Origin of the sequence: Cellulomonas sp. JZ18, from assembly GCF_009720485.1 — a bacterium.
Classification (GTDB): domain Bacteria; phylum Actinomycetota; class Actinomycetes; order Actinomycetales; family Cellulomonadaceae; genus Cellulomonas.
On record NZ_CP045245.1, the window covers coordinates 14,188 to 39,332 of the forward strand.

Consider the following 25,145-nt stretch of genomic DNA (forward strand, 5'->3'; position numbering starts at 1 on the left):
GGAGGGCTCACGCGTGGATGTGGTCCCGCCAGTCGGCGGGCACGCGCCCCGCCGGCCCCGGCACGGGCTGGTCCTCCGGCCGGCTCTGCGGAGGTGCGAGCTCCGGGCCGCGCGCGTAGTCCTCGGCGGCGTAGTCCCAGAACCAGTGCTCGCCGGGTTCGAAGGAGCGGACCACGGGGTGCCCGGTCGCCCGCCAGTGGGCGGTCGCGTGCTGGGCCGGCGACGTGTCGCAGCAGCCGACGTGCCCGCACGCGGCGCACCGGCGCAGGTGCACCCACCAGCCGCCGTCGGCGTCGCACTCGACGCAGCCGGTGCCGCTGGGCGGGACGGTCGGGTCGATCGCTGCCTCGGTCATGACGCACGCACCTCCGTGGAGTAGGGGAGCCGGACGAGGAACCGGGTGTCGCCGGGGACGGACCGCACGGTGAGGTCGCCGTGGTGCTTGCCGACGACGATCCGCCACGCGATGTCGAGGCCGAGGCCCGTGCCGGAGCCGACAGGCTTCGTCGTGAAGAACGGCTCGAAGACGCGGCCCACGACGTCCGGCGGGATGCCCGGGCCAATGTCCGCGACCTCGACCTCGAGCCAGTCGTCGACGCGCCGCGTGGTGACGGTGAGCGTCCCCGTGCCGTCCATCGCCTGCGCGGCGTTCTCCACGAGGTTCGTCCACACCTGGTTCAGCTCGGCCCCGTAGGCGTGCACGGGCGGCAGGGTCCGGTCGTACCGGCGGACGACGGTCAGGCCCGTGAGACGCCTGTCCAGCATCGTCAGCGTCGCGTCGAGCAGCTCGTGCACGTCGAGGTCGCGGTCGGGCGCGCGGCCGATCTGCGAGTACTGCTTCGCGGCCCCCACCAGCGCCGAGATGCGGCTCGACGCGTCCTCGACGTCGTTCATGAGCTGCTCGGTCTCCAGCGCGTACGCCAGCCAGCGCACGGCGCCCTCCAGCACCGAGGGCGCGACGGTCGCGGCGACCGCGTCGAGCCAGTCGGCGTCGAGCCCGGCCGTGACGAACGTCGGCGCGAGGTCCCACGACGCCGCGACGCCGTGCGCGTCCAGCCAGGCGGCGAGCGCGTCCTCGGCATCGGCCCGCTCGAGCGCCGTCGGCGGCGGGGGCGCACCGGGGGCGCGGCTCTTCGCGAGCGACTCCACGGCCTGCTCCTGCAGGTCCACGAGCGTCGCGAGCGTCGTCGCGTCGTACGGGCCGGACGCGATGAGCCCCAGCTTGTGCCGCATGCCGGCGACGCGCTCGCGCAGCGCCGAGGTGGCCCGGCCGGCGGCCGCCGCGGGGTTGTTGAGCTCGTGCGTGAGCCCGGCGGAGAGCGCACCGAGGGCGAGCAGCCGCTCCCGCTGGTTGACCGCGAGCTGGGTGTCGCGCTGACCCATGAACAGGCCCTCGAGCAGGTGCACCGCCATGGGGAACCACTCGGTCATGAGGCGGCTGAAGTCCGCCGCGGGCAGCGCGTAGAAGCGGGACGGCGCGAGCACCCGCATCGTCTGCGTGTACGTCTGCGGCGCGCGGTCGCCCAGGTACGCCGCCCAGGCGCCGCCGTAGACGCCGCGCTGGGAGGTCCGGGAGATCTCCACGTCGTCCGCGCCGACGCGCCGGTCCAGCGCCACGGCACCGTCGAGCAGGACGTAGAACCACGCCGCCGGCTCGCCCTCGGTGTACAGCGGGCCGGGCTCGCGCCGCTCCACGTGCCCGTGCGTGCACAGCCACGCCAGCTGGTCGTCGTCGAGCCGCTCGAACAGGAACAGGGTCCGCAGCTCCGCGACGTCGCACGGCTCCGCGTCCGCGGGACGCCCCGCCGCGGCGCTCACCGCTCCCCCAGGTACCGGTGCACCAGCATGACGGCCATCGCGCCCTCGCCCACGGCCGACGCGACGCGCTTGGCGGACTCCGCCCGCACGTCCCCCGCCGCGAACACCCCGGGCACGCTCGTCTCCAGGTGGTACGGCGGACGGTCCAGGGGCCACCCGCCCGGCGGGCGGCCGTCGACGAGCAGGTCGTGGCCCGTGCGCACGAACCCCCGCTGGTCCCGGTCCACCGTGCCGTCGAGCCAGTCCGTGAACGGTGCGGCACCGATGAAGACGAACAGGAAGGCCGCGGGCACCGAGGTCTTCTCCCCCGTCGCGACGTCCCGCAGCACGAGCCCCTCCAGGTGCTCGTCGCCGACGCCCTCGACGACGGTCGTGCGGGTGCGCACCGTGATGCGCGGGTGCGCCTCGATCTGCTCCACCAGGTAGTGCGACATCGACGCGCCGAGCCCGTCGCCGCGCACCAGCAGCGTGACGGAGCGTGCCTCCCGGGCGAGGAACAGCGCGGCCTGCCCCGCGGAGTTCGCGCCGCCCACGACGTGCACGTCCTGGTCGCGGCACGCGGGCGCCTCCGTCAGCGCCGAGCCGTAGTAGACGCCGCGGCCGACGAGCGCGGCCAGGCCGGGCCCCTCGAGCTCGCGGTACGCGACGCCGTTGGCGAGCACGACCGCGTGCGTCGCGATCGTGCTGCCGTCGGCGAACCGCAGCGCCCGGGCCGACCCGTGCACCTCCAGGCCCACGGCGTCGTGCGTCATGACGATCTCCGCGCCGAACCGCTGCGCCTGGCGCCGCGCCCGCTCGGTGAGCTGTGCCCCGAGACCCCGTCGGGGAAGCCGAGGTAGTTCTCGATGCGCGCGCTCTGCCCCGCCTGCCCACCGGTCGCCGTCCGCTCGACGAGCGCGGTCCGCAGCCCCTCCGACGCCCCGTACAGGGCCGCGCTCAGCCCTGCGGGGCCGGCCCCGACGACGACGAGGTCGTAGAAGTCCGACGCCGGACGCACGGCCAGCCCGACCCGGGCGGCCAGCGTCGCGTCGTCGGGCGCGACGAGCACGTCGCCCTCCCCCGTCACGACCACCGGCAGGTGCTCGCCGTCGACGCCCGCCGCCTCGAGGATCCGCCGCCCCTCGGCGGACTCGACCGCGTACCAGCGGTACGGCACCTGGTTGCGCGCGAGGAACTCGCGGACCTGTGACGACCGCGCCGACCAGCGGTGGCCGACGACCTTGGGGCCCGGCACGGGCGGCGGCGCCGCAGCGTGCCACGCGTCGAGCTGCGCGTCGAGCACCGGGTAGAGCTTCTCCTCCGGCGGGTCCCACGGCTTGAGCAGGTAGTGGTCGAGGTCCACGACGTTCACGGCGTCGATCGCGGCCGCGGTGTCCGCGTACGCGGTCAGCAGCACGCGGCGGGCGACCGGGAAGAGGTCCATCGCCTCCTCGAGGAAGTCGATGCCGCTCATGCCCGGCATCCGCTGGTCCGCCAGGAGCACGGCCACCTGCTCGCCGCGCAGCTTCAGCTCGCGGCACGCGGCGAGGGCCTCGCCCCCGGACTCCGCGCGCAGCACGCGGTACCGGTCGCCGTAGCGCCGGCGCAGGTCACGGGCCACGGCGCGCGAGACGGCCGGGTCGTCGTCGACGGTGAGCAGGGCGGGACGCGGGGCGGTGGGGTTCTCGGCGGGCACGGGGCCTCCCGGTCTCGGAGGGTGCGTCGGCGGCGCACGCACAGTCTGCGCCCGGCAGGCCTCGCCGCACAGCCCCTCACCGCACAGCCCTTCGCAGGCGCCGCCGCCGCGGTCACCGCACGCCCCGGCGGACGTCCACGCGCCCGACCGCTCGTGACGGCCGGTCCCGGACCCGGGCGGGTCAGGTCAGCCCGAGCTGCTCGCGCAGGCCCTCCACGCCCTCCGTCTCCACGTCCAGCCGCAGCTCGTCGCGCCGGGCGTCCCAGTCCGCGCGGTCCAGGATGTAGAGCCGGCTCTCGACGGGGCCGCCCTCGCGGACCTGGTGCGCGACGCCGTTGGGCCGGTAGCCGATCTTGCGGGTGACGCCCGACGAGCCCGGGTTGTCGACGAACGCCGACGTGGTGGCGTGCTGCGCGCCGAGACCCTCGAACAGCAGGTGCAGGACCAGCAGCCGCATCCGCGTGCCGATGCCCTGGTGGTGGTGCTCGAGACCGAGCCACGAGCCGGTCTCCGCGGTGCGCGTGATCGCGAAGTCCTTGGCGTACACGCCCTGCGTGCCGACGACCTCGCCGTCACGCAGCACGGCGAGCTCGATCGCCCAGTCCGCGGGCGTCGTGCGCTGGCGCAGGCCCCACTGGTAGGTCAGGACGCTGCGCGCGACCTGCACGGGCGTGCCGCGGGTCCACGGGACGAGGAACGGCATGTAGTCCGGCGGGTGCACGCCACGGGCTGCCATGCGCGCGAGGTCGAGCAGCATCCGGTCGTCCGGCGCGCGCAGCTCGAGGTCACCGCTGCGCACGCGCAGGCCGAGGAGGGGCCAGATCTCGACGTCGGTGAGGGCTGCGGGGGCGTCCTGCGCGGGTTCCTGCTCGGGTGCGGTCACGCGGGCAGGCTCCCGGCCCCGGCCCCGCGCGGTCAACCGATATGGACGGTGCGCCGGGACGCCACGAGGGCGCCGCACGTGCGTGCGGCGCCCTCGCCGTGCGTCCGACCGCCCCCGCGTCGGACCCACGCACCTCCGCGGCGCTCACGGGCGGCGCCGCGGGTGGTGGTGGTCCGGCCCCGACCCGGCGACTCGTGGTCGAGCCGGGCCGGGACCCGTCTGTGGTCCCCTCGGCGTCATCCCGTGGTGCAGGCCGTCCCGTTGACCGTGAACGCCGTCGGGGCCGGGTTCTGGCCGGTGTGCGACCCGTTGAACCCGAGCTCCACGGACGCCCCGGGGGCGAGTGTCGTGTTCCACGCGGCGCCGGTGGCGGTCACGCGCGTCCCGCTCTGGCTCCACGTCGCGCTCCAGCCCTGCTGCAGCCGCTGCCCGGCGGTCAGGTCGAACGCGAGCGACCACGTCAGGGGTGCGGTGCCGGTGTTCGTCAGCCGCACGGTCGCCGTGAAGCCGGTGCTCCACCCGTTCGCGGAGTACCGCACGGCGCACCCGGTCGGCGTCGGGCTCGACGTCTGCGTGGGCGTCGGGGTGGCGGTAACGGTCGGCGTCGCGGTCGCGGTCGCGGTGGGGGTGGCCGTGGCGGTGGCGGTGGGGGTCGCGGTGGGCGTCACCGTCGGCGTGGGGGTCGGGGTCGACGTCCCGTCGGGCTCGGTGCCCCAGACCAGACGGCCGGCCTCGTACAGCGTGATCGCACGGGTCTTCACGGGGTCGCCGGTCGCGACGAGGCCCGCCGACGACGGGTCGTCCGTCGCGTCCCACGCCGCTCCCCCGCTGACCCGGAACTGGATCTCGCGGCGGTGCTGCGACTGCCCGCCCGGGTGGATGTCCTGGCCCGCGCACCGCAGCTCGGCGTAGTACAGGTCCCCGCCGGCGTGCTTCACCGCGTTCGTCTGCGTGCCGCACTCGCTGTAGTTGGTGGAGACGGTCAACCCCGACGCCGGGTCGGACCCGTCGAGCGTGAACCAGTACCGGACCGACGCGTCGCGCAGCGACCGCGCCGGGAAGGCGGACCGGTTCCGGATGACCGCCTTCACCTCGGTGAACGTGCCACCGGCCGGCTGGTTGAGCCGCGCCTCGACGAACAGCTCGTCCTGGTCGGGCGTCTCGGGGCGCGGGAACGACGCCAGCGGGGTGCCGCCGTACTCCTCGGTGAGGCGCGCGAGCGCGCTCGTGAAGCCGGCGTTGTAGTCGGTCGCGACCTCGTTCGCCACGTAGTCGGACCGGCTGTCGGTGTACGCGTCGTTCGGCGAGCCGGGCCCGCCGACGAGGGCGCCGTAGAGCACGTGCCGCGTCTCGGCCGGCTGCGTGAGCGAGTCCAGCCACGAGCCGTGCGCGGTGCGGTGGTGCGGGTTCTGCGGCGGGTTCGCGCCGAACCCGACCACGTAGGACGACCTGCGCGGGTTGTCGCCGAGCGCGTAGTGGATCTGCCGGACGCCGAAGTCGTGGTACCGCGCCTTGCGCGTCGCGTCGGTGATCCAGTCCGAGTACACGAGCGCCACGAACGACGTGTTCGCGGCGTACCGCAGCGCGCCCCACGAGTCGAGCACGGCCATGCCGCCCGGCGAGTACGGCACCTTCTGGCCGTTCACGCCGACCGTCCAGTAGTCCAGCCAGCGGTTCGCGTCGTCGACGTACTTCTGCTTCCCCGTCTCCATCGCCAGCAGGGCGTACGCGCCGAACGACTTGTCGTCCCAGGCGACCGTCCACTTGTACTTCTTCGTCGTCGTCTGGTTCTCGGTGCCGAGCTTGTCGTACTCCGCCTCCGCCTTCGCCAGGTAGGACGCGTCGCCCGTCGCCTCGTACAGCCAGTACGCGCCCCAGACGAGCTCGTCCTGGTAGCCGGACCACGAGCGGTAGAACGACTGCGCGTCGGTGACGCAGTCGGAGTAGTTGCCCCGGTACGTGTCGGCGAAGGAGTAGAGCTGCTTCGCGTGCGAGACGAGCGTGCGCGCGTAGGCGGGGTCGTCCTCGGCGAACAGCACCGAGGCGGAGGCCATCGCGGCCGCGGTCTCGGCGGCGACGTCCGAGCCCGGGCAGGACGCGGTGATCCTGTACGCCGGCCGGGCCATCGTCATCACCTCGGCCGGGCCCCACCACTTGTGGTCGTCGTCGCCCTTGCCGACCTGCACGTACAGCTCGTTCGGGGCCGTGTGCGCCTTGACGAAGTAGTCGTTGACCCAGCGCAGGTTGTCCTTGAGCTCGTCGAGCTGCCCGGCCTTGCGGTACCCCTCCGGGCTCTCGATCGCGCCCCACGCGAGCATCGTGGCGGTGAACGCCATGGGCAGGCCGAACTTCACGTGGTCCCCGGCGTCGTACCACCCGCCGGTCAGGTCCTCCCCCACGTCCGCGCCGTCGCGCAGGCCCGAGTCGCCGCGCCACGAGACCGGGAAGTCCTCCGGCAGGTCGCCCGAGCGCTGCGCCTGGTAGAAGAACATCGACTTCTGCAGCGCCTCCGCGTAGTTGTACGCGGGTGCCGCGCTCGCGGCCGACAGCGGCACGGTGACCGCGCCGGCGGCGAGGGCCAGGGCGGCGGCGGTCGCCCACCACGGGCGCGTGGCGCGTGCCTGACGGGCCATGGGACGTACCCCCTTCGGACGAGGACCGGAGCGCGCTGGTGGAGCGCTCCCACCGGCCCGGGCCGGCGGCGACGTCGTCGTCGGGGGGCGGGGGCCGCTGCGATCGTGCCGGACGGGCACGACGGGCCGTCAACGCGCGAACCGTTTCAGCACCCTGCCCCTCGCCCTCGCCGGCGGGTGGTCCTCCCCGGACGCGCACCGGCCCCGGTCCGTGCGGACCGGGGCCGGTGCGCCGGCGTGCTGCGGCGTCAGGAGCCGGACGTGCCGCGCTCGTCCTCGGGGCGGGCCTCGACGGGGTCGGGTGCGGCGCCGTTCGTCGCGGTCTCGGCCGGCAGGCCCTCGGTCGTCGCCGGGACGTCGGTCTGCAGGCCCTCGGTCGGCTTGGTCTGGTCCGGCGTCTTCGACGGCGACCGGCGGGTGACCTTGCGCGCCGTCTCGCCGGCGGCCCCGCGCGCCTCCTGGACCTTCTCCGACAGGTCGTCGGTCACGGCCGAGACCCGCTCGGCCGCCTTCTTGGTCGCCTCGCGGCCCTTGGCGACGGCCGAGCCGGCGGCCTCGCCCACGGCGTCGGCCGCGTCCCCGCCGGCCGCCTGGGCGCGGGTCCGCAGCGACTCGGCGGTCGTCGAGTCGCCGGGCTCCCACGGCTCCGCCCACGGGTCCGTCGTCGAGCGCGAGCGCAGCCACGCGAAGGCGGCGGCGCCACCACCGAGCAGCAGCGCCACGAGGAAGAACCGCTTGCCCGCGGAGCCCTTCTTCTCGGCCTTGGCGGCCTCCTTCGCGGCGAGCGCCGCGGCGGCCTTGGCGGCCTTCGCCGCCTTCTTCGACTGCTTGCCGGTGGCGACGGCGGCCGCCGTCGTCGCGGCCTCCACCTGCGCGCCCGCGCGGACCGCGGCCTCGTTCACGGCGGCCACGACCTTCGGGATCAGCTCGCTGACGAGCTTCTCGTGAGCGGTGTCGATCGCCGGCGTGGCCTTCAGCGCGGCCTTCTCCACCTGCGGCGCCGTGGCCTTGAGGCTCTCGCGGTACAGGTGCTCGACGCGCGGCGTCAGCCACTCGGCGAGCGCCTCGATCTTGGGGGTCGTCCACTCCTTCGCGTGGCCCGCCGCGCCCGACGCCTTCGCGGCGGCGTCCAGTGCGCCGAGCCTCGCGACGCCGGCGGCGTCCACGAGCGTCGCGCCCAGGCCGGCGGCCTGCAGCTTCAGACGCTCGCTGTCCACGTCGATCTTCGGACGATGGGTCATGTCCACTCCCGGACTGGTCTCGACGACGGTGGGCTGTGGCACCTCACTCTGCCACCGTCGTGCCTGGTCCGCCCCCTGTTCACGCGGTCGTCACGGGGTGCGCACGGCACGCCCGTGCGGCGTCGGTGCCACGTGGAACACTGGGCAGATGTTCGCGACCATCCACACGACCGCCGGTGACATCCGGGTCGAGCTCTTCGAGAACCACGCGCCCCGCACCGTCGAGAACTTCGTCGGGCTGTCGAAGGGCACCATCGAGTGGTCGGACCCCGCCACCGGCAAGCCCCGCACGGACCCCCTGTACAAGGACGTCATCTTCCACCGCGTCATCCCCGGCTTCATGATCCAGGGCGGCGACCCGCTCGGCTCGGGCCGGGGCGGCCCGGGCTACCAGTTCGACGACGAGATCCACCCCGAGCTCACGTTCTCCGAGCCCTACCTGCTCGCCATGGCGAACGCGGGCAAGCGGATGGACCCGGTGACGGGCAAGGTCGGCGGCACGAACGGCTCGCAGTTCTTCATCTCCGTCGCGGCGACGACGTGGCTCAACGGCAAGCACACGATCTTCGGCAAGGTGGCCGACGACGCGAGCCGCCAGGTCGTGGACGCCATCGCCACCACCCCGACGCGCCCCGGCGACCGCCCCGTGCAGGACGTGACGATCACGTCGATCTCCGTGGAGGACTGAGATCAGCACGCTCCCCCCGGCCGGCGGTCCCCCTGCGGGGCCGCCGGCCGAGCAGCAGCCCCCGGTCTGCCCCCGGCACCCGGACCGCCCGTCCTACGTCCGCTGCCAGCGCTGCGGCCGCCCGGCCTGCCCCGAGTGCCAGCGCCCCGCCGCCGTCGGCGTGCACTGCGTCGACTGCGTGGCGGAGGCCGCGCGCTCCGCACCGGTCGCACGGACCGCGCTCGGCGCCCCCCTGCGCCAGGGCCGCCCGGTCGTCACGCTGACGATCATCGGGCTGTGCGTCGTCAGCTACGTGCTGCAGCTGGTCCTGCCCGGGTGGACCCGCCTCTGGGTGTTCAGCCCGTCGAACGCGCTCGACGAGCCGTGGCGCGCGGTCACGTCCGCCTTCCTGCACGCGCAGGGCCTGCCGCTGCACCTGGCGTTCAACATGGTGGCGCTGTGGATGATCGGCCCGTACCTCGAGTCGACCCTCGGCCGCGCGCGGTTCGTCACGCTCTACCTGCTGAGCGCCGTCGGCGGCGCCGTCGCCACGTTCGTGCTCGCGGTGCCCTCCTACTCGCCCGTGCCGTACCCGTCGGCGTGGTGGGGCGGGACGGTCGGCGCGTCGGGCGCCGTCTTCGGGCTGTTCGGCGCCGTGCTGCTCGTGCTCCGCCGTCTCGGGCGGGACGCACGCGGGATCCTCGGGATCATCGTGCTCAACGGCGTGCTCGGGTTCGTCCTGCCCGGGGTGTCCTGGCAGGCGCACCTCGGCGGACTGCTGGTCGGGCTCGCGCTGGGCGCCGCCTACGCCTGGGCCCCGGTGGCGCGTCGTCGGCTCGTCGCCGTGGTCGCGCCCCTCGCCGTCGTCGTCCTCCTCGTGGTGGCGACGTCGGGTGCGCTCCTGTGGCTCGGCAGCAGGAGCCTCCTCGGCGGCCCGTGACGCAGGATCCGGGCCGCTCGGCCCGGTCCCCAGCGTTGCTCACAGCTGTGGAATTACACCCGTGTAGTTATCCACAGGTCTGTGCACCGCCTGTGTACCGAACCCTCGATCAGGACTCGAACCTGTGGACGGACCGGTGCGTCACCGCCAGCGCGTGAGCATCCCGAAGCCGACCACGATGATCCCGAAGCCGATCGCCAGGTTCCACTGGCCGATGCCGGGGACCGGGTAGCGGGCACCGGGCGACAGGTACGTCGTGACCAGCCACACGAGGCCGAGGATCATCAGGCCCAGCGCCAGGGGGAGGAACCAGCGGGGGAGCGGGGCGGGGGTGGACGCCTTGCCGGGGGAGGCGTGAACGACGCCTTCTTGCGCGACTTCGACTCGGGCACGTCGGTGAGCTCCTGTCTGCGACCGTGGGCGGCGGCCGCCGTCCGTCCGTCCGGGGCAGCCGTCCGGGTCACAGGCGTGCGCCGGTGTCGGCACGGCGCCGATCGTGACCTAGCCTAGTGCCGTCGACCAGGACGCCGTGCGCTCCGGTCGACGTGCGTGCCGGCCGACCGGCGGAAGGAGCAGGCGTGAGCCAGCGGGCGCACCGGGGACCCGGCGAGCTCGCGCCGGCCGTCGCGCGCCGCCGTCGGGCTCGACGCGGCGCTGCGGCCGTCGGTGCCGTCCTCGCCCTGTCCGGGCTGCTGTTCACGGTGAGCGCGCGCACCGCCGACGCGGGCCCGGAGCGCCACGCGCAGGACCTCGGTGAGCTCTCCCGCCAGCAGGCCGAGAACGTCGAGCGCATGTCCGCCGAGGTCGACGCGCTGCGGGCGGACGTCGAGCGGCTCGCCGCCGAGCAGAACGCCCTGTCCGGGTACGGCGTGCCGACCCCGGCCCCCGCCCACCTCGTCGCGGGCGGGTCCGTGCCCGTCGTCGGCCCCGGCCTGACGGTCGTGCTCGACGACGCGCCCGCCGACGTGCAGAACGGGTCCGTGAACGGCGACGTCCTCGTCGTGCACCAGCAGGACCTGCAGGCCGTGATGAACGCGCTGTGGGCGGGCGGTGCGGAGGCGATGGCGCTCATGGACCAGCGGGTGATCTCCACGAGCGCGTTCTGGTGCGTGGGCAACGTGCTGCGCCTGCACGGACGCGTGTACTCCCCGCCGTACGTCGTGCGCGCCATCGGGGACCCGGACGAGCTGCGCGCCGGCCTCGACGACTCGCCGGCGGTGCGCGGGTACCAGCGGCACTCCGTGGAGGTCGGGCTGGGCTGGGAGGTCAGCGAGCAGGACCGGCTCGAGCTGCCCGCCTACTCGGGCGCCACGGAGCTGGCCTCGGCACGCGTGCCGGCCGACGTCGAGGTGCTGCCCGGGCTGCCGGCACGTCCCGACGCCTTCCCCGCCCCGGACGAGGACGGTCCCGACGAGGCGACGACCCGTACCGAGGAGGGCACGTGACGACCCACCCGACCACCGAACGGCCGGTCACGCGCCGCGCCGCCCGCGCGGGCGCACCGGCGCCGCGGCGTGCGCGGTCGTTCGCGTACGGCCTCGTGGGGGTGATCGGCGAGCTGCTCATCACGGTCGGCGTCCTCCTGCTCGGGTTCCTCGTGTGGCAGCTGTGGTGGACGGACGTCGAGGGCGACCGCGCGCAGGCGGAGATCGTGCGCGAGCTCGACTTCGTCGAGCCGGCGCCGGCGCCGGCGGACACCGGTCCGCTCGTCGCCGAGCCGCGGCGCGACGAGCCGCCCGCGCCGATCGCCGAGCCGGGGCACGCCGAGACGTTCGCGACGATCCAGGTGCCTCGCTGGGTGGGGGAGCCGGAGCGACCGATCAGCCAGGGCGTCGACCGCCCCACCGTGCTGGACGTGCTCGGCGTCGGGCACTACCCGGGCACCGCCATGCCGGGCGGTGTCGGCAACTTCGCCCTCGCGGGGCACCGGGTGACCTTCGGCAAGCCGTTCAACCGGATCGAGGAGATCCAGGTCGGCGACCCGATCGTCGTGCGCACCGCCGACACCTGGTACGTCTACCGCGCCACCGGCACCGAGGTCGTGCTGCCCAAGGACGTGCGCGTCATCGCGCCCGCCCCGAACCAGCCGGGCGTCGAGCCGACGGAGCGGTCGATCACGCTGACCACGTGCCACCCGATGTTCTCCGCGCGCGAGCGGTACGTCGTCTACGGCGTGCTGGACTACTGGGCGCCCGCGTCGAGCGGGACGCCGGCCGAGCTGCTGGGAACCGCGTGACCGCGGGCCGGGCGGTGCGGGCACGCACGAGGGCTGGGCGACGGGGACGGGGAGGCTCATGATGTACGGATGGCTGTGGCGGCACCTGCCGGGACCGTGGCCCGTGCGGGCGTTCCTCGCGCTGGCCCTCGCGGCGGCGGTGCTCGCCGCGTGCTTCCTCTGGCTGTACCCCGCCGTGGCGCCGTACATGCCCTTCAACGAGACCACGGTGGGTGAGTGACGTGACGCGGATCCTCGTGATCGACAACTACGACTCGTTCGTCTACACGATCGTCGGCTACCTGGACCAGCTCGGGGCGACGACCGAGGTGGTGCGCAACGACGCCGTCCCGCCGGCCGCCGAGCGCGCCGGGTACGACGGCGTCCTCGTGTCCCCGGGTCCCGGCACCCCGTCGGAGGCGGGCCAGAGCCTGCAGGTCATCCGGGACTGCGCCGCGGCCGGCACGCCGATGCTCGGCGTCTGCCTGGGCCACCAGGCGCTGGGCGAGGTGTTCGGCGGCACGGTCACGCACGCGCCCGAGCTCATGCACGGCAAGACCAGCGAGGTGGAGCACGGCGGCGAGGGCGTCCTCGCTGGCCTGCCGACGCCGTTCACGGCGACGCGCTACCACTCGCTCGCGGTCGTCGACGGCACCTTCTCCGACGACCTGGCCGTCACGGCCCGGGCCAACGGGATCATCATGGGCCTGCAGCACCGGGAGCTGCCGCTGCACGGCGTGCAGTTCCACCCCGAGTCCGTCCTCACCGAGGGGGGCCACCGCCTGCTCGCCAACTGGCTCGAGGTGTGCGGCGCGCGCGACGCGCTCGAGCGCGCGGAGGGGCTGCACCCGCTCGTGCGGCTCTGACCTGCGGCGGCGACCGCCGCGACGACGGGACGACGAAGGCCCCCGGGGAGCTCCCCGGGGCCTTCGTGCTGCGCCTCGGCGCGTCAGTCGTCGTCGCTGTTGCCGTTGCCCCGGCCCGCGCCCGCGGTCGGGGACGGGTTCGGCCCGCCGTCACCGGGTCCGCGCGACACGCGCAGCGTGACCTGCTGCTCCCGCGCGATCTTCGTGCCGCCGTTCGGGTCGGACGAGACGACGGTCCCGACCGGGTCGTCGGAGTCGACGTCCTGGCGGACGACGTTGGTCAGACCGACCGCGGCGAGCGCCTGCACGGCCGCCTCGTAGGTCTGGCCGCGCAGGTTCGTGGGCACCGTGGCCGTCGTCGGCGGGGCGGCCACGCCGAGGTTCACGGTCGTGCCCTGCGGGACGATCGCGCCCTCGGCGCGGTCCTGCGAGACGACGGTGCCCTCGGGCTGGTCCTCGGTCGGCTCCTCGAACGTCGACACCTGCAGGCCCGCCTCACGCAGCGCGGTGGTGGCGTCCTCGATGTTCTGGCCCGTCACGTTGGGCACGGTGACGGTGCCGTCGGAGACGTACAGGGTGACGGTCGTCCCGGCGGACACGGGCGTGCCCTCGGCGGGGTCCGTCCGGACCACCTGGCCGCGGGGGACCGTCGGGTGGCGCTCCGTCTCGCGGTTGTCGGCCACGACGAGGTTGGCGTCCTCGAGGATCCGGACCGCCTCCTCCTCGGTGCTCCCCGCGACCGACGGGACGGTCACCTCGGAGGGACCCGTGGAGATGAGGACAGTGACGTCGCTGCCCGCCTCGACCTCCTCGCCCTCGCCGGGCTCCGTGCCGATCGCGGCGCCCGCGGGCACGTCGTCGTCGGCCCGCTGCTGCGGCACCGGGTCGAGGTTCGCGGCACGGATGGTCTCGAGCGCCTGCTCCTGCGGCTGCCCCGCGACCGACGGCACGGTGACCAGGTCCGTGCCGGTCTCGCGGCCGTTGAGCGCGATCGCCACGACGATGCCGGCGATCGCGAGCACCGCGACCGCGATGAGCGTCCACAGCAGCCAGCGCCGGCGCTTCTCCTCGGGCTCGTCCTCCTCGGGCGGCGTCTGCGCCAGCACACCGGTGGCGCCCCAGGGGCCGGCGCCCGCGGCGGGCGGCATGGCCTGGGTCGTCGCGACCGGGGGAGCCATGACCTGCGTCGCCTCGCCGAGCGGCATGGCCGCCAGCGCCGCGCCGACGGCGGGAGCGCCGACGACGCCGCCGCGCAGGACGGCCTCGAGGTCGGCGCGGAACTCGGCCGCGGTCGAGTACCGGGCGTCGCGCTCCTTGGCCAGGGCCTTGAGCGTGATGCGGTCCAGCGGCTCGGGGACGTCGGAGGCGATCTGGCTCGGGACGGGCGGGTTCTCCCGCACGTGCTGGTAGGCGACCGCGACGGGGGAGTCGCCGACGAACGGGGGGCGACCGGTGAGCAGCTCGAAGAGCAGGCACCCCGTGGAGTACAGGTCGGAGCGGGCGTCGACCTGCTCGCCGCGCGCCTGCTCGGGGGAGAGGTACTGGGCGGTGCCGATGACGGCCTGCGTCTGCGTCATGGTCGCGGCCGAGTCCGCCACGGCGCGGGCGATGCCGAAGTCCATGACCTTGACCGCGCCGGTGGGCGTGATCATGACGTTGGCGGGCTTGATGTCGCGGTGCACGATGCCGGCGTGGTGCGAGTACTCGAGCGCCGAGAGCACGCCCGCGGTGATCTCGACGGCCTCGTCGATCGGCACGGCGTGCCCGTCGCGCAGGATGTCCCGCACGGTGTGGCCCTCGACGTACTCCATGACGATGAACGGCACGTGCGCGACGACGCCGGTCGGCTCGGTGACCACGTCCTCGCCCGTGTCGTACACCGCGACGATCGCCGGGTGGTTCAGCGCCGCGGCGGACTGCGCCTCGCGCCGGAACCGGTTCTGGAACGAGGGGTCGCGTGCGAGGTCGGAGCGCAGGATCTTGATGGCGACCGTGCGACCCAGCCGCGTGTCGTGGCCGATGTGCACCTCGGCCATGCCGCCGCGCCCGATGAGCTCGCCGACCTCGTACCGGTTGGCCAGGATGCGGGATCCGTCGTCCACCACTAGGAGTCCTTCACTTCCGTCGATCGCGGGTCGGGCGTCCCGCCCGCGTCCCGCCCTGCCGGGTCGGTCGTCGCACGCGCGGCCCGGCGCTCACCGGCGATGATCCCACCGGAGGCGTCCGCACGAGGGTACTGGTCGGTCCGGGTCACGCCCGTCGCCTGCACGGGGTACGCGCCGCCGCCCGGTCCTGCCGGGCCTGCCGCACCCACGAGCCGGTCGGCCAGGGCCGCGCCGAGCAGCGCGACCAGCACGAGGACGAGGATGACGAGCGGCAGGCGCAGGCGCCGCAGGTTGCGCCCCGCGTCGCGGACCGCGTCCAGCACGGAGCCGGCGGGCGGTGTGGCGGCACGGGCGGCGGCACGGCGGGTGCCCGGGGCGGGTTCCGTGCGCCCGGCCCGGCCGCGCCGCGACGGCGGGTAGGACGGCGGGGCGTCGGCACGTGCCCGCGCGGCCTCCGCGTCGGGGGCTGCACCCGCGTCCCGCCGGGTCCGCGCGAACTCGTCGCGCGGACGCTCGGGCCGCGAGACGAGCACCGGGACGCCCGACGGCGGGGTCTGCGGGACGAGCCGGTCCAGCAGACCCGCGAGCTCCTCGCCGGACCCGGGCCGCTCCGACGGCTCCTTGGAGAGCAGGCGCAGCACGAGCGCGGCGAGCCGCCGCTCGACCGTGGTCGGCAGCGGCGGGACCGGGTCGTTGACGTGCGCGACCGCGATGTCGACGGCGGTCGGGCCGGTGAACGGCCGCTTGCCCGCCAGCGCCTCGTACGCCACGACGCCGAGCGAGTACAGGTCGGACAGCGGCGTGGCCGGACGCCCGACGGCCTGCTCGGGGGAGAGGTACTGGGCCGTGCCCATGACCATGCCGGTGGCCGTCATCGTCTTCTGGTCCGCGGCGAGCGAGACGCCGAAGTCGGTGATCTTCACCTTGCCGGACCTCGCCAGCAGGATGTTGCCGGGCTTCACGTCCCGGTGCACCACGCCCGCCTCGTGCGCGGCGTGCAGGCCGCGCGCCGTCTGCGCGAGCACGGGGAGCAGGCGGCGCGGGTCGAGCACGGGCTCGCGCTCGAGCAGGTCGCTCAGGGGCTCGCCGACGACGAGCTCCATGACCAGGTACGCCGACCCGTCCTGCTCGCCGTAGTCGAACAGCGCCGCGATGTTCGGGTGCGACAGGGCGGCGGAGTTGCGGGCCTCCGTGCGGAACCGCTCGAGGAAGCCGGCGTCGCCGGCGAACTCGGCGCGCAGCACCTTGACCGCGACGGGCCGTGCGAGGGCGTCGTCGTTCGCCTCCCACACCTCGCCCATGCCGCCCACGGCGATCCGCCGCAGGAGCCGGTAGCGCCCGCCGCCGAGCGCCACGCCCGGAGCCGTCCTCACGATGCCAGCACCGCCTCGATCACGGCCCGCGCGATCGGCGCCGCGACCTGTCCACCGGTCGCCTCGTTGCCGAGCGACCCGCCGTTCTCCACGATCACCGCGACGGCCACCCGCGGGGCGTCCGCCGGCGCGAAGGCCGTGAACCACGCGTGCGGGGGCCGGCCCTCCACGGTCTCCGCCGTCCCGGTCTTGCCCGCGACCTGCACGCCGGGCAGCTGCGCCGAGCGCCCGGTGCCGGACTCGACCACCCCCACCATCATCCGGGTCAGACCCTCCGCGGTGGTCGGCGACACGGGGGTGGACAGCTCCTCGGGCTCGGTCTGCGAGACGACCGTCAGGTCCGCGGCGCGCACCGTGTCGACGAGGTAGGGCTTCATGAGCACACCGCCGTTGGCGATCGCGGCGCTGACCATCGCCATCTGCAGCGGCGTCGCCGCGACGTCCCGCTGCCCGATCGCCGTCTGCGCGAGCGACGGCGGGTCCAGGTCGGTCGGGAACACGCTCTCGACCACCTGCGTCGGGATCGCCAGCCGGCCCTGGTCGAAGCCGAAGCGCTCGGCCTGCTCGCGCAGCGCGTCCTCACCGAGGGTGAGGCCCAGCTGGGCGAACGCGGTGTTGCACGAGACGCGCAGCGCGTCGGCGAGGCTCACCTGGTCGCCGCCGCAGCTGCTGCCGCCGAAGTTGCCGATGGTCGCGGACGTCTGCGGCAGGTCCAGGACCACCGGGGACGGCACGGGCGTGTCGGGCGTGTACGCGCCGCTCTCGAGCGCCGCGGCGGCGGTGACGAGCTTGAACGTCGACCCCGGCGCGTACCGCTCCTGCGTCGCGTTGCTGCGCAGCGGGTTCCCGGGGGCCGCGTCGAGCTCGGCGTACCGTGCCGACGCCTCGCTCGTGCTGTGCACGGCCAGCGCGTTGGGGTCGAACCCGGGGGTCGAGACCAGTGCCAGGACGCGTCCGGTGGACGGCTCGAGCGCCACGACGGCCCCGTGCTGGTCGCCCAGCGCCTCGCGCGCGGCCTGCTGCGCGGCCGGCAGGATCGTGGTCTCCACCGCCGCGCCCTCGGGCCGCCGGCCGGTGAGCAGGTCGCGGATGCGCGAGAAGAACAGCTGGTCGCCGCGGCCCGTGAGCTGGTCGTTGGCAGCCAGCTCGAGCTGGCTGCGCCCGTTCGCGATGGAGTAGAAGCCCGTGACCGAGGAGTACAGCTCGCCCTGCGCGTACGTGCGCTGGAAGCCGAACGGGTCGTCGACGGGGACGGACGCCGCGATGGCCTCACCGCCCGCGACGATCGGCCCGCGCGCGTTGCCGTGCTCGCGGTAGAGCGTGCGGGCGTTGCGCGGGTCGGTGTTGAGGTCCTCGGCCTGGCCGAACTGCACCCAGGACGCGCTGCCCATGAGCGCGACGAACATGACGAGGACGAGGGTGGCGAGGCGGCGCAGCGGCGTGTTCACGCGTCCCCCTCGAGGTGCTCGGTCGGTCGGTCGTCGGGCTGGGGTCCGGTGCCGTCCGGCACCTCACGGGCCGGCGTGCGCACCGGGCGTCCGGTGCCGGTCCCGCGCCCCGCGACCGTGAGCGGGACGCCGATGTCCGGCGTCGGCACGGCCCGCACGACCGGCACGGGCCGGCGCGCCTCGTCCGAGATCCGCAGCAGCAGCGCGGCGATCATCCAGTTCGCGACGAGTGACGAGCCGCCGTACGCGAGGAACGGCGTGGTCAGGCCCGTGAGCGGGATGATCCGCGTGACGCCGCCGACGACGACGAACAGCTGGAACGCCACGACGAAGGACAGGCCGCCCGCGAGCAGCTTGCCGAACCCGTCGCGCACGCCGATCGCGGTGCGCAGGCCGCGCTCCGCGAGCACGGTGTACAGCAGCAGCACGGCGAGCAGACCCGTCAGCCCCAGCTCCTCGCCGATGGACGCGATGATGAAGTCCGACTCGGCGTAGGGCACGAGGTCGGGCCGTCCCTGGCCCCAGCCCGTGCCGAACAGGCCGCCGTTCGCCATGCCGAACAGGCCCTGCACGACCTGGTACGACCCACCGACGTCCCGTCCGTACACGTCCGGGTCGAGCGCGCGCAGCCACACGTCGAACCGTGCGCCCACGTGGCCGAAGGTCGTCGCGGCCGCGACGGCACCGCCGACGAACAGCAGGAGGCCGATGACGACCCAGCTGGTGCGCTCGGTCGCGAGGTAGAGCATCGCGACGAACAGTCCGAAGAACAGCAGGGACGTGCCCAGGTCCCGCTGCCCGACGAGGACGAGCAGCGACGCGCCCCACACCACGAGGATCGGGCCGAGGTCGCGCGCCCGCGGCAGCTGCAGCCCGAGCACCTTGTTGCCGGCGAGGGCCAGCGTGTCCCGGTGGGTGACGAGGTAGCCGGCGAAGAACACGGCGAGGGCGATCTTGGCGAACTCGGCGGGCTGCATGCCGGCGGGACCGATGCGGACCCAGATGCGGGCGCCGTTGACGGTCTGACCGATCACCGGCAGCAGGGGCAGCGCGATGAGGGCGAGGGCCGCGACCATCGCCGTGTACGTGTAGCGGCGCAGCGTCCGGTGGTCGCGCAGCACCAGCAGCACCGCGACCGCCAGGGCGACGGAGATCGCCGTCCACGCGAGCTGCCGGTCCGCGAACCCCGCGTCGGCGCGCCCGCGCTCGGCGTACGCGAGCGAGAGCCGCGAGATCATCGCGAGCCCGAGCCCGTTCAGCGCGACCACCACGGGCAGGATCACAGGGTCCGCGTACGGCGCGCGCAGGCGCAGCACGACGTGCACGACGAGCGCGAGGACCGTCGTGCCCACCGCGTACCCCACGGCGTTGCCGGGCACCTGGTCCGTCACGCCGATGCCGGCGAGCACGTACCCGGCGACGCCGATGGCCAGGGCGGGGACGAGCAGCAGCAGCTCGGTCCCACGCCCGGGACGGACCCGGTGGGGCTGGATGCTCGCCATCACCGCGCGCCGACCCCGGCGGTGTCGGTCCCGGCGGCGCCGGGCAGCGGGTCGGTGGGGCGGGGACCAGCGGGTCGGTCGGCGCGGGCGGCAGCGTGGTCCCGTCGGTGGGCAGCGGGACGGGACGGCGGGCGTCGGCGTCGCCGGCTCCTCGTCCTCGACCCCGTCCTCCAGCATCGCGACGAGGTCGCGCGCCTCGGCCAGCGAGCCGGCCGAGATCGTCTGCTCGACGCGCTCGCGCAGGTACGCCGGCAGGTCGTCGACGCGCAGACGGGTCGTCTCGACGGCGGAGGTCAGCTCCACCGGTCCCAGCGTCTGCGGGATGCCGCGGTAGACCGTCACCCGTCCGTCGCCGGCGCCCACGTAGTACTGCTGCTGCGTCCACAGGTAGCCCAGCACGACGGCCGCGACGAGCCCGAGGCCCGCGACCACCCACGCCACCACGAGCCCGCGCCGGCGGGGTGCGGGCGCCAGGGGCTCGTCCTCGTGCGTGTCGTCGCGGTCGGCGTCGTCCGGGCCGTCTCCGGGCGTGCCGGCGGCCGGGGCGTCCTCGGGCGGGCCGTCGTCACCGGCGCCGTCCGCACCGGTGCGTCGCGCGCGCCCGGTCAGCCAGGCGGCACGCGCGGCGGGGCTCTCGGCGGCGGCCGAGGGCCGCTTGCGCGACAGGGCGGCCGCGCCGACGACGCTGGCGTTGGTCGACGGCATCGCGCCGTCGGGCAGCTCGTCGAGCTCGACGACGTCCGCGAGCACGACGGTGACGTTGTCGCCACCACCGGCGCGCAGCGCGAGCTGCACCAGCCGGTCGGCGCACGCGTCGACGTCGGGGATCGTCGCGAGCGTCTCCTCGATCGTCTCGGCCGACACGAAGCCGGACAGGCCGTCGGAGCACAGCAGCCAGCGGTCCCCGACCCGCGCCTCGCGCACCGACAGGTCCGCCGTGACGTCCGCGTCGAAGTCGCCCAGCACGCGCATGACGACCGACCGCTGCGGGTGGTGCTCGGCCTCCTCGGCGGTGATGCGGCCCGTGTCCACCAGGTGCTGCACGAACGTGTGGTCCGTCGTCACCTGCGACAGCACGCCGTCGCGGAACAGGTAGCCCCGGCTGTCGCCCAGGTGCACCATCGCCAGCTTGTTGCCGGCACGCAGGATCGCCGTGACCGTGGTGCCCATGCCGGCCAGGTCGGGGTCGGCGGTGCTGCGGGCGATGATCTCCGCCCGGGCGTCGTCGAGCGCGACCTCCAGCTCGTCCAGCGCGTCGTCGGGACCGTGCGACTCGCCGTCGAGGGGTGCGAGGGCCGCGACCGCGACCGACGACGCGACGTCGCCCCCCGCGTGCCCGCCCATGCCGTCCGCGACGACCAGCAGGTGCGGACCGGCGTACGCGGAGTCCTGGTTGTCGGAGCGCACGAGCCCCACGTCGGAGCGCGCGGCGAAGCGGAGGGCGACCGTCACGGGCTACCTCTGCAGCTCGAGCACGCTCTGGCCCACGCGCACCGGGGTGCCGGTGGGCACGGGCGTGGGCTGCTCGACGCGCTGCTCGCCGACGTAGGTGCCGTTGGTGGAGCCCAGGTCCTCGACGAACCACTGGTCGTCCTGGGGGAACAGGCGCGCGTGCCGGGACGAGGAGTAGTCGTCGTCGAGCACGAGCGTGCAGCTGGGCGCGCGGCCGATCAGGACGGCCGACGTGCCGAGCGGCAGGGTGGTGCCGCGCAGCGGTCCCTCGGTCACCACGAGCCGGCTCGGTCCCCCGCCGCGCGTGCGCCGCGGGGGACGGGCGGGCGCCTCCGGCGCCGGGGCGGGGGCGTCCGCGGCGGTGCCCGCCGTGCGGGGCGCGGGCGTGCGGCGGCGGTCGATGATGCGCGTGCCGTACAGGTCGCGGCGCAGCACCGTGATCGCGGAGAGCACCAGCAGCCACAGCAGGGCCAGGTACCCGATCCGCAGGAGGGTGATCGTCAGCTCGCTCATGCGCGCCGGGTCACTCGTCCGCGTCGGGGCCGCCGGTCCAGAACAGGATCCGGGTGCGGCCGATCGTCAGGGTGTTGCCGTCCAGCAGGGTCGCCGCCGGCACCTGGTGCCCCTCGACGTACAGGCCGTTGGTCGAGCCGAGGTCGCTCGCGACGACGCCGTCGGGCGTGACGCGGATCTCGAGGTGGCGCCGGGACACCCCGGGGTCGTCCACGATGATGTCGGCCTCGGAGCCGCGGCCGATGACCGTGACCGGGCCGGTAAGGATGTAGCGCTGGCCGTCGATGTCGATGAGCGGGTGACGGGGGCTCGGGGCCGCGGTCGTCGCGGGGGCGACGGCGCCGCGCACGGTCGCGCTGTGCACCGCGAACCGGCCGGCGTCCTGCTCGGTGTTCTCGCTGAACGAGACCGTGACGGGTCCGACGAACGCGTAGTGCTGGCCCGCCGCGTGGTCCGTGACGTTCGCCGCGAGCTCCTCCGCGAGGGCCTCGGCGCCCCACTGCTCGACCTGGTCGTAGTCCGGCGTGGACAGCTCGATCGTGAACTCGTTCGGCACGACGGTGCGGTCGCGGCCCACCACGGCCGCGCGGTCGTCGAGCTCGCGCCGCAGCGCGTCGGCGAGCTCGATCGGCTTCACCTCGCTGCGGAAGGCGCGCGCGAACGCGTTGTTGACCACGCGCTCGACGCCGTTCTCGAACTTGTCGAGGAACCCCACGCCCACCTCCTCCCGCCGCCTCGTCGGGCCCGCAGGCCCCCAGCGTGCTCCGTGGCTCGTCGGGCGTGGCGCGCCGACGGTCCGTCCTGATCGTATCCGTGCCGTGCACCCCACGGGTCCGCCCGGGGTGGGGACACCCCGCACGGGTGGTGGGACGTGGGTCGTACAGGACCGGCCGGGACCTCGCCCTGACCGGCCGGTTCGGTACCGGGGACACAGCGTGCTACTGTTCCGGACTGCGCGCGAGTGGCGGAACGGCAGACGCGCTGGCTTCAGGTGCCAGTGTCCGAAAGGGCGTGCGGGTTCAAATCCCGCCTCGCGCACGTCAGGACGAGAGCCGGTGACCTCAGGGTCACCGGCTCTCGTCGTACCCGACCCCGTCCAGGTGCCGCCGGCGCCGCCCGACCCGGGGAGGATGCGGGCATGACGGCGTCGAGGCGCGGGCTCGCGCTCCTGGTCGTGCCCGTGCTCCTGGCCCTCGGTGCGTGCTCGCGCGGGCCGTCCTACGACGAGGTGGAGGCGTGCAACCGCGTGCACGCCTGGGACGCGGGCGGGCGCGAGGCGGACGGGCTCGAGCGGGCGGCAGCCCGGGCGAGGGAGGCGCTGGAGGGCGCCGCGGGGAGCCGACTGGCGTCGGCGGCGGAGCAGCTCGCGGACGGTGACGCGACGGACGCGGCGAGCCGGGCCGAGGCGTTCCTCGCGGCGTGCCGCGACCTGGGGTGGGACCTGCCCGAGGGATAGGGCCGAGGTGTGAAGCGTTTCGTCGTCCACACGGGGCCTTGCGCGTTGGGAAAGCGGTCTCCTAGCGTCGAGAAACCGGTTACTCGGCGAGTCAGCTGCCGCTCCGGTGCAGTCCCCACTTCGACGACGAAGGTGAGACGACGACGATGACACGACCCACCGCCCTGCGATCACTCGCGGCCGGCGCCACTCTCGCGCTCGCGGCCGCGGCCGGCGTGACCGCGCTCGCGGCCCCTGCCGCCCATGCCGTCTCCGGCAGCGCCACGGGCTTCGCGTCCCAGAACGGCGGCACCACCGGCGGCGCCGGCGGGCAGACCGTCCGCGCCAGCACCGGCACGGAGATCCACCAGGCCCTGTGCAGCCGCCCCAGCACGAGCACCCCGATCACGATCCAGGTCTCGGGCACCATCACCGTCGGCAACACCGCCAAGGTGTCCGGGACGGGCTGCAACACGGCCGCCGGCGTGATCGAGCTCAAGGGCATCAGCAACGTGACGATCGAGGGCGTCGGCAGCGGAGCCACGTTCGACCAGATCGGCATCCACATCCGCGACTCGAGCAACATCATCATCCAGAACGTCACGGTCAAGAACGTCAAGAAGTCGGGCTCCCCGACGTCCAACGGCGGCGACGCCATCGGCATGGAGAGCACGGTCCGCAACGTGTGGGTGGACCACGTGACGCTCGAGGCGTCGGGTGGGGAGTCGGAGGGCTTCGACGGCCTGTTCGACATGAAGAACGACGTCGAGTACGTGACGCTGTCCTACTCGATCCTGCGCAACTCCGGCCGCGGCGGGCTCATCGGCTCCAGCGAGAGCGACACGGGGAACAGCAACATCACGTTCCACCACAACCTGTACCAGAACATCGACTCCCGCACCCCGCTGCTGCGCGGCGGCGTCGCGCACATGTACAACAACCACTACCTGCAGCTCAACGAGTCGGGCATCAACTCGCGCGCCGGTGCGCGGGCGAAGGTGGAGAACAACTACTTCGAGGACTCCAAGGACGTCCTCGGCACCTTCTACACGTCCGAGCGCGGCGAGTGGCAGACCGCCGGCAACATCCTCGACAACGTCACGTGGTCGAGCCCCGGCGGCGACACGCGTCCGGCCGGCCCGAGCATGGCGTCCACGACGACCGTGAGCGTCCCCTACTCGTACCGCCTCGACGGCGCGAGCTGCGTCCCGGCCCTCGTCGCCGCCACCGCGGGCGCGAACAAGGGCCTGCGCGTCTCCGACGGCTCCTGCTCGCCGCAGACACCCGCCCCGAACCCGACGACCCCGGGCCCGAACCCGACCACCCCGGCGCCGAACCCGACGACCCCCGCCCCGAACCCGACGTCGCCCTCCGGCACGAACCTCAGCCGCGGCGCCGGCGCCGACGGCTCGAGCAAGGCGAGCGGCACGAGCTACGGCAACGTGGTCGACGGCAACCTCGGCACCTACTGGTCGCCCAGCGGGTCGACGGGCCGCGTGTCGGTCAAGTGGGACTCGGCGACGACCATCTCGACGGTCGTCGTGAAGCAGGCGTCCGGCGGCGGCAGCATCACGAGCTTCCGCGTCGTCAACAACGACACGGGCGCCGTGCTCGGCACGGGCTCCGGCAGCAACGCGACGGTCTCCTTCCCGGCCGTCTCGCTGAAGAAGGTCAACGTCGAGATCACCGGCGCGACCGGCACCCCGCGCGTCGCCGAGGTCGAGACCTACCGCTGACCTACCGCTGACCTACCGTTGACCCCGCAGCGGGTCACCGCCACCCGACCCTGAACCCGGGGTCGTCAGGACCAGGGGCACCTCGTCCTGACGACCTCCGGGTTCGTCCGTGCGACACCCGTCAGTCGTCGGTCGGGATCAGGGACACGGCCGCGGAGAGCGCGCCCAGGACGAGGGCGGCGCGGGTGTGCGCCAGCGGGCGGCCCGCCGCGGCCAGGCGCTCACCGCGGCGGAAGACCCACCGCTCGAACGCGACGGTCCCCGCGACCGACGTGGCGAGCGCCGCGACGCCGACCGCGAGGAGCGCCGGGGGCACGTCCTTCAGCGGCTGTGCGTCCTCGTCCGTCGTGCGGTTCTCGTCGGCGGCGCGGTCGTCGGAGGTGTCGTCGGTGGGCGGCTCCGCCGCGCTCTTCGCCCGCTGCGCGGCGATGTCGGCCCGCACCTCCTGCAGGGACACGGCGAGGGTCACGGCTCCCAGGCCGGCCTTCGTCCAGCCGCGGGCCGTGCGCGAGCGGATGAGGTCGGGGGTGGCGTAGTAGGCGGTCGTGGCGACGCCGGTGACGAGCGCGGCGAGGACACGGGAGACGGTCGGTCGGGTCGTCGTCATGCCGCCATCCTCGCCCGGAGGTGGGCCGTCTCACAC

At 74.5% G+C, this 25,145-nt stretch carries 23 protein-coding genes and 1 tRNA gene; 9 read left to right on the forward strand and 15 right to left on the reverse strand.

Features of this window, described 5'->3' with window-relative positions:
* Window positions 1–7: 7 nt before the first annotated feature.
* From GC089_RS00060 to GC089_RS00085, 7 genes are all read right to left on the reverse strand, one after another.
* Window positions 8–355 (reverse strand): UBP-type zinc finger domain-containing protein, encoded by a 348-nt coding sequence (locus GC089_RS00060; RefSeq protein WP_155375954.1) that lies wholly within the window; start codon window positions 353–355, stop codon window positions 8–10.
* On the reverse strand, window positions 352–1,818 hold the full coding sequence (locus GC089_RS00065) for an ATP-binding protein (protein WP_155375955.1): 1,467 nt from the start codon (window positions 1,816–1,818) through the stop codon (window positions 352–354). The genes GC089_RS00060 and GC089_RS00065 overlap by 4 nt, the downstream gene beginning before the upstream one ends.
* A complete protein-coding gene (locus tag GC089_RS19550; protein ID WP_255449025.1) occupies window positions 1,815–2,570 on the reverse strand; it encodes an NAD(P)/FAD-dependent oxidoreductase in 756 nt (251 codons plus the stop codon). Before GC089_RS19550 ends, GC089_RS00065 begins: the two co-directional genes overlap by 4 nt.
* Window positions 2,567–3,493, reverse strand: a complete 927-nt coding sequence (locus GC089_RS19555) for a response regulator (RefSeq protein WP_255449026.1) — start codon at window positions 3,491–3,493, stop codon at window positions 2,567–2,569. Before GC089_RS19555 ends, GC089_RS19550 begins: the two co-directional genes overlap by 4 nt.
* Window positions 3,494–3,674: 181 nt before the next feature.
* On the reverse strand, window positions 3,675–4,376 hold the full coding sequence (locus tag GC089_RS00075; RefSeq protein WP_155375956.1) for a GNAT family N-acetyltransferase: 702 nt from the start codon (window positions 4,374–4,376) through the stop codon (window positions 3,675–3,677).
* 236 nt (window positions 4,377–4,612) lie between these two features.
* Window positions 4,613–7,009, reverse strand: coding sequence for a glycoside hydrolase family 9 protein (locus GC089_RS00080; RefSeq protein ID WP_155375957.1), 2,397 nt, complete (start codon window positions 7,007–7,009; stop codon window positions 4,613–4,615).
* 248 nt (window positions 7,010–7,257) lie between these two features.
* The gene (locus GC089_RS00085) at window positions 7,258–8,250 is read right to left on the reverse strand and encodes a hypothetical protein (RefSeq protein WP_196250764.1); all 993 of its coding nucleotides are present in this window, start codon (window positions 8,248–8,250) and stop codon (window positions 7,258–7,260) included.
* A 148-nt stretch (window positions 8,251–8,398) separates the two neighbouring features.
* On the opposite strand from GC089_RS00085, the gene GC089_RS00090 reads away from it, so the two are divergent.
* Both GC089_RS00090 and GC089_RS00095 read left to right on the forward strand, forming a co-directional pair.
* The gene (locus GC089_RS00090; protein WP_155375958.1) at window positions 8,399–8,938 is read left to right on the forward strand and encodes a peptidylprolyl isomerase; all 540 of its coding nucleotides are present in this window, start codon (window positions 8,399–8,401) and stop codon (window positions 8,936–8,938) included.
* Window positions 8,939–9,116: 178 nt separating this feature from the next.
* A complete protein-coding gene (locus GC089_RS00095; protein WP_370514039.1) occupies window positions 9,117–9,857 on the forward strand; it encodes a rhomboid family intramembrane serine protease in 741 nt (246 codons plus the stop codon).
* A gap of 141 nt (window positions 9,858–9,998) precedes the next feature.
* Here the strand turns inward: GC089_RS00095 and GC089_RS00100 are convergent, their stop codons facing one another.
* Window positions 9,999–10,343: a cell division protein CrgA gene (locus GC089_RS00100; protein WP_155375960.1), complete on the reverse strand. Its 345-nt coding sequence runs from the start codon at window positions 10,341–10,343 to the stop codon at window positions 9,999–10,001.
* 92 nt (window positions 10,344–10,435) lie between these two features.
* Here GC089_RS00100 and GC089_RS00105 point away from each other — a divergent pair, with 92 nt between their 5' ends.
* From GC089_RS00105 to GC089_RS00120, 4 genes are read left to right on the forward strand one after another with little or no spacing between them, the layout of a single operon-like run.
* Window positions 10,436–11,302 carry a DUF881 domain-containing protein gene (locus GC089_RS00105; RefSeq protein WP_155375961.1) on the forward strand — a complete coding sequence of 289 codons (867 nt, stop codon included), beginning with the start codon at window positions 10,436–10,438 and terminating at the stop codon, window positions 11,300–11,302.
* On the forward strand, window positions 11,299–12,093 hold the full coding sequence (locus tag GC089_RS00110) for a class E sortase (protein WP_155375962.1): 795 nt from the start codon (window positions 11,299–11,301) through the stop codon (window positions 12,091–12,093). Before GC089_RS00105 ends, GC089_RS00110 begins: the two co-directional genes overlap by 4 nt.
* A 58-nt stretch (window positions 12,094–12,151) precedes the next feature.
* Window positions 12,152–12,313 carry a hypothetical protein gene (locus tag GC089_RS00115; protein ID WP_155375963.1) on the forward strand — a complete coding sequence of 54 codons (162 nt, stop codon included), beginning with the start codon at window positions 12,152–12,154 and terminating at the stop codon, window positions 12,311–12,313.
* A gap of 1 nt (window position 12,314) precedes the next feature.
* Entirely contained in the window at window positions 12,315–12,938 is a 624-nt protein-coding gene (locus GC089_RS00120) for an aminodeoxychorismate/anthranilate synthase component II (RefSeq protein ID WP_155378838.1), read from the forward strand.
* An 83-nt stretch (window positions 12,939–13,021) separates the two neighbouring features.
* Here the strand turns inward: GC089_RS00120 and pknB are convergent, their stop codons facing one another.
* From pknB to GC089_RS18285, 6 genes are read right to left on the reverse strand one after another with little or no spacing between them, the layout of a single operon-like run.
* Entirely contained in the window at window positions 13,022–15,043 is a 2,022-nt protein-coding gene (gene pknB, locus GC089_RS00125; RefSeq protein ID WP_155375964.1) for a Stk1 family PASTA domain-containing Ser/Thr kinase, read from the reverse strand.
* Window positions 15,043–16,416 carry a serine/threonine-protein kinase gene (locus GC089_RS00130; protein ID WP_155375965.1) on the reverse strand — a complete coding sequence of 458 codons (1,374 nt, stop codon included), beginning with the start codon at window positions 16,414–16,416 and terminating at the stop codon, window positions 15,043–15,045. The genes pknB and GC089_RS00130 overlap by 1 nt, the downstream gene beginning before the upstream one ends.
* Entirely contained in the window at window positions 16,413–17,864 is a 1,452-nt protein-coding gene (locus tag GC089_RS00135; RefSeq protein ID WP_155375966.1) for a penicillin-binding protein 2, read from the reverse strand. The genes GC089_RS00130 and GC089_RS00135 overlap by 4 nt, the downstream gene beginning before the upstream one ends.
* A complete protein-coding gene (locus GC089_RS19785; protein ID WP_230684949.1) occupies window positions 17,861–20,818 on the reverse strand; it encodes an FtsW/RodA/SpoVE family cell cycle protein in 2,958 nt (985 codons plus the stop codon). The genes GC089_RS00135 and GC089_RS19785 overlap by 4 nt, the downstream gene beginning before the upstream one ends.
* A gap of 3 nt (window positions 20,819–20,821) precedes the next feature.
* Complete coding sequence (locus GC089_RS00150) at window positions 20,822–21,331, reverse strand: FHA domain-containing protein (protein WP_155375967.1); 510 nt, start codon at window positions 21,329–21,331, stop codon at window positions 20,822–20,824.
* Between the two features lie 10 nt (window positions 21,332–21,341).
* Window positions 21,342–22,046, reverse strand: a complete 705-nt coding sequence (locus tag GC089_RS18285) for a DUF3662 and FHA domain-containing protein (RefSeq protein ID WP_196250765.1) — start codon at window positions 22,044–22,046, stop codon at window positions 21,342–21,344.
* 240 nt (window positions 22,047–22,286) lie between these two features.
* Between GC089_RS18285 and GC089_RS00160 the strand changes: the two genes are divergently transcribed.
* From GC089_RS00160 to GC089_RS00170, 3 genes are all read left to right on the forward strand, one after another.
* A tRNA-Leu gene (locus tag GC089_RS00160) sits at window positions 22,287–22,369 on the forward strand.
* A gap of 100 nt (window positions 22,370–22,469) precedes the next feature.
* Window positions 22,470–22,787 carry a hypothetical protein gene (locus tag GC089_RS00165; protein WP_155375968.1) on the forward strand — a complete coding sequence of 106 codons (318 nt, stop codon included), beginning with the start codon at window positions 22,470–22,472 and terminating at the stop codon, window positions 22,785–22,787.
* Between the two features lie 146 nt (window positions 22,788–22,933).
* A complete protein-coding gene (locus tag GC089_RS00170) occupies window positions 22,934–24,502 on the forward strand; it encodes a polysaccharide lyase family 1 protein (protein WP_155375969.1) in 1,569 nt (522 codons plus the stop codon).
* 121 nt (window positions 24,503–24,623) lie between these two features.
* Here the strand turns inward: GC089_RS00170 and GC089_RS00175 are convergent, their stop codons facing one another.
* On the reverse strand, window positions 24,624–25,109 hold the full coding sequence (locus GC089_RS00175; RefSeq protein WP_155375970.1) for a peptidase S9: 486 nt from the start codon (window positions 25,107–25,109) through the stop codon (window positions 24,624–24,626).
* Between the last annotated feature and the right edge of the window lie 36 nt (window positions 25,110–25,145).

What these genes read in the sequence shown, in the direction of transcription:
- GC089_RS00170 (WP_155375969.1), top strand. Translation starts at nt 22,934, where the DNA reads ATGACACGACCCACCGCCCTGCGATCACTCGCGGCCGGCGCCACTCTC.
- GC089_RS19550 (WP_255449025.1), bottom strand. Translation starts at nt 2,570, where the DNA reads ATGACGCACGACGCCGTGGGCCTGGAGGTGCACGGGTCGGCCCGGGCG.
- GC089_RS00150 (WP_155375967.1), bottom strand. Translation starts at nt 21,331, where the DNA reads ATGAGCGAGCTGACGATCACCCTCCTGCGGATCGGGTACCTGGCCCTG.
- GC089_RS00115 (WP_155375963.1), top strand. Translation starts at nt 12,152, where the DNA reads ATGATGTACGGATGGCTGTGGCGGCACCTGCCGGGACCGTGGCCCGTG.
- GC089_RS00080 (WP_155375957.1), bottom strand. Translation starts at nt 7,009, where the DNA reads ATGGCCCGTCAGGCACGCGCCACGCGCCCGTGGTGGGCGACCGCCGCC.
- GC089_RS00090 (WP_155375958.1), top strand. Translation starts at nt 8,399, where the DNA reads ATGTTCGCGACCATCCACACGACCGCCGGTGACATCCGGGTCGAGCTC.
- GC089_RS00175 (WP_155375970.1), bottom strand. Translation starts at nt 25,109, where the DNA reads ATGACGACGACCCGACCGACCGTCTCCCGTGTCCTCGCCGCGCTCGTC.
- GC089_RS00060 (WP_155375954.1), bottom strand. Translation starts at nt 355, where the DNA reads ATGACCGAGGCAGCGATCGACCCGACCGTCCCGCCCAGCGGCACCGGC.
- GC089_RS00165 (WP_155375968.1), top strand. Translation starts at nt 22,470, where the DNA reads ATGACGGCGTCGAGGCGCGGGCTCGCGCTCCTGGTCGTGCCCGTGCTC.
- GC089_RS00085 (WP_196250764.1), bottom strand. Translation starts at nt 8,250, where the DNA reads ATGACCCATCGTCCGAAGATCGACGTGGACAGCGAGCGTCTGAAGCTG.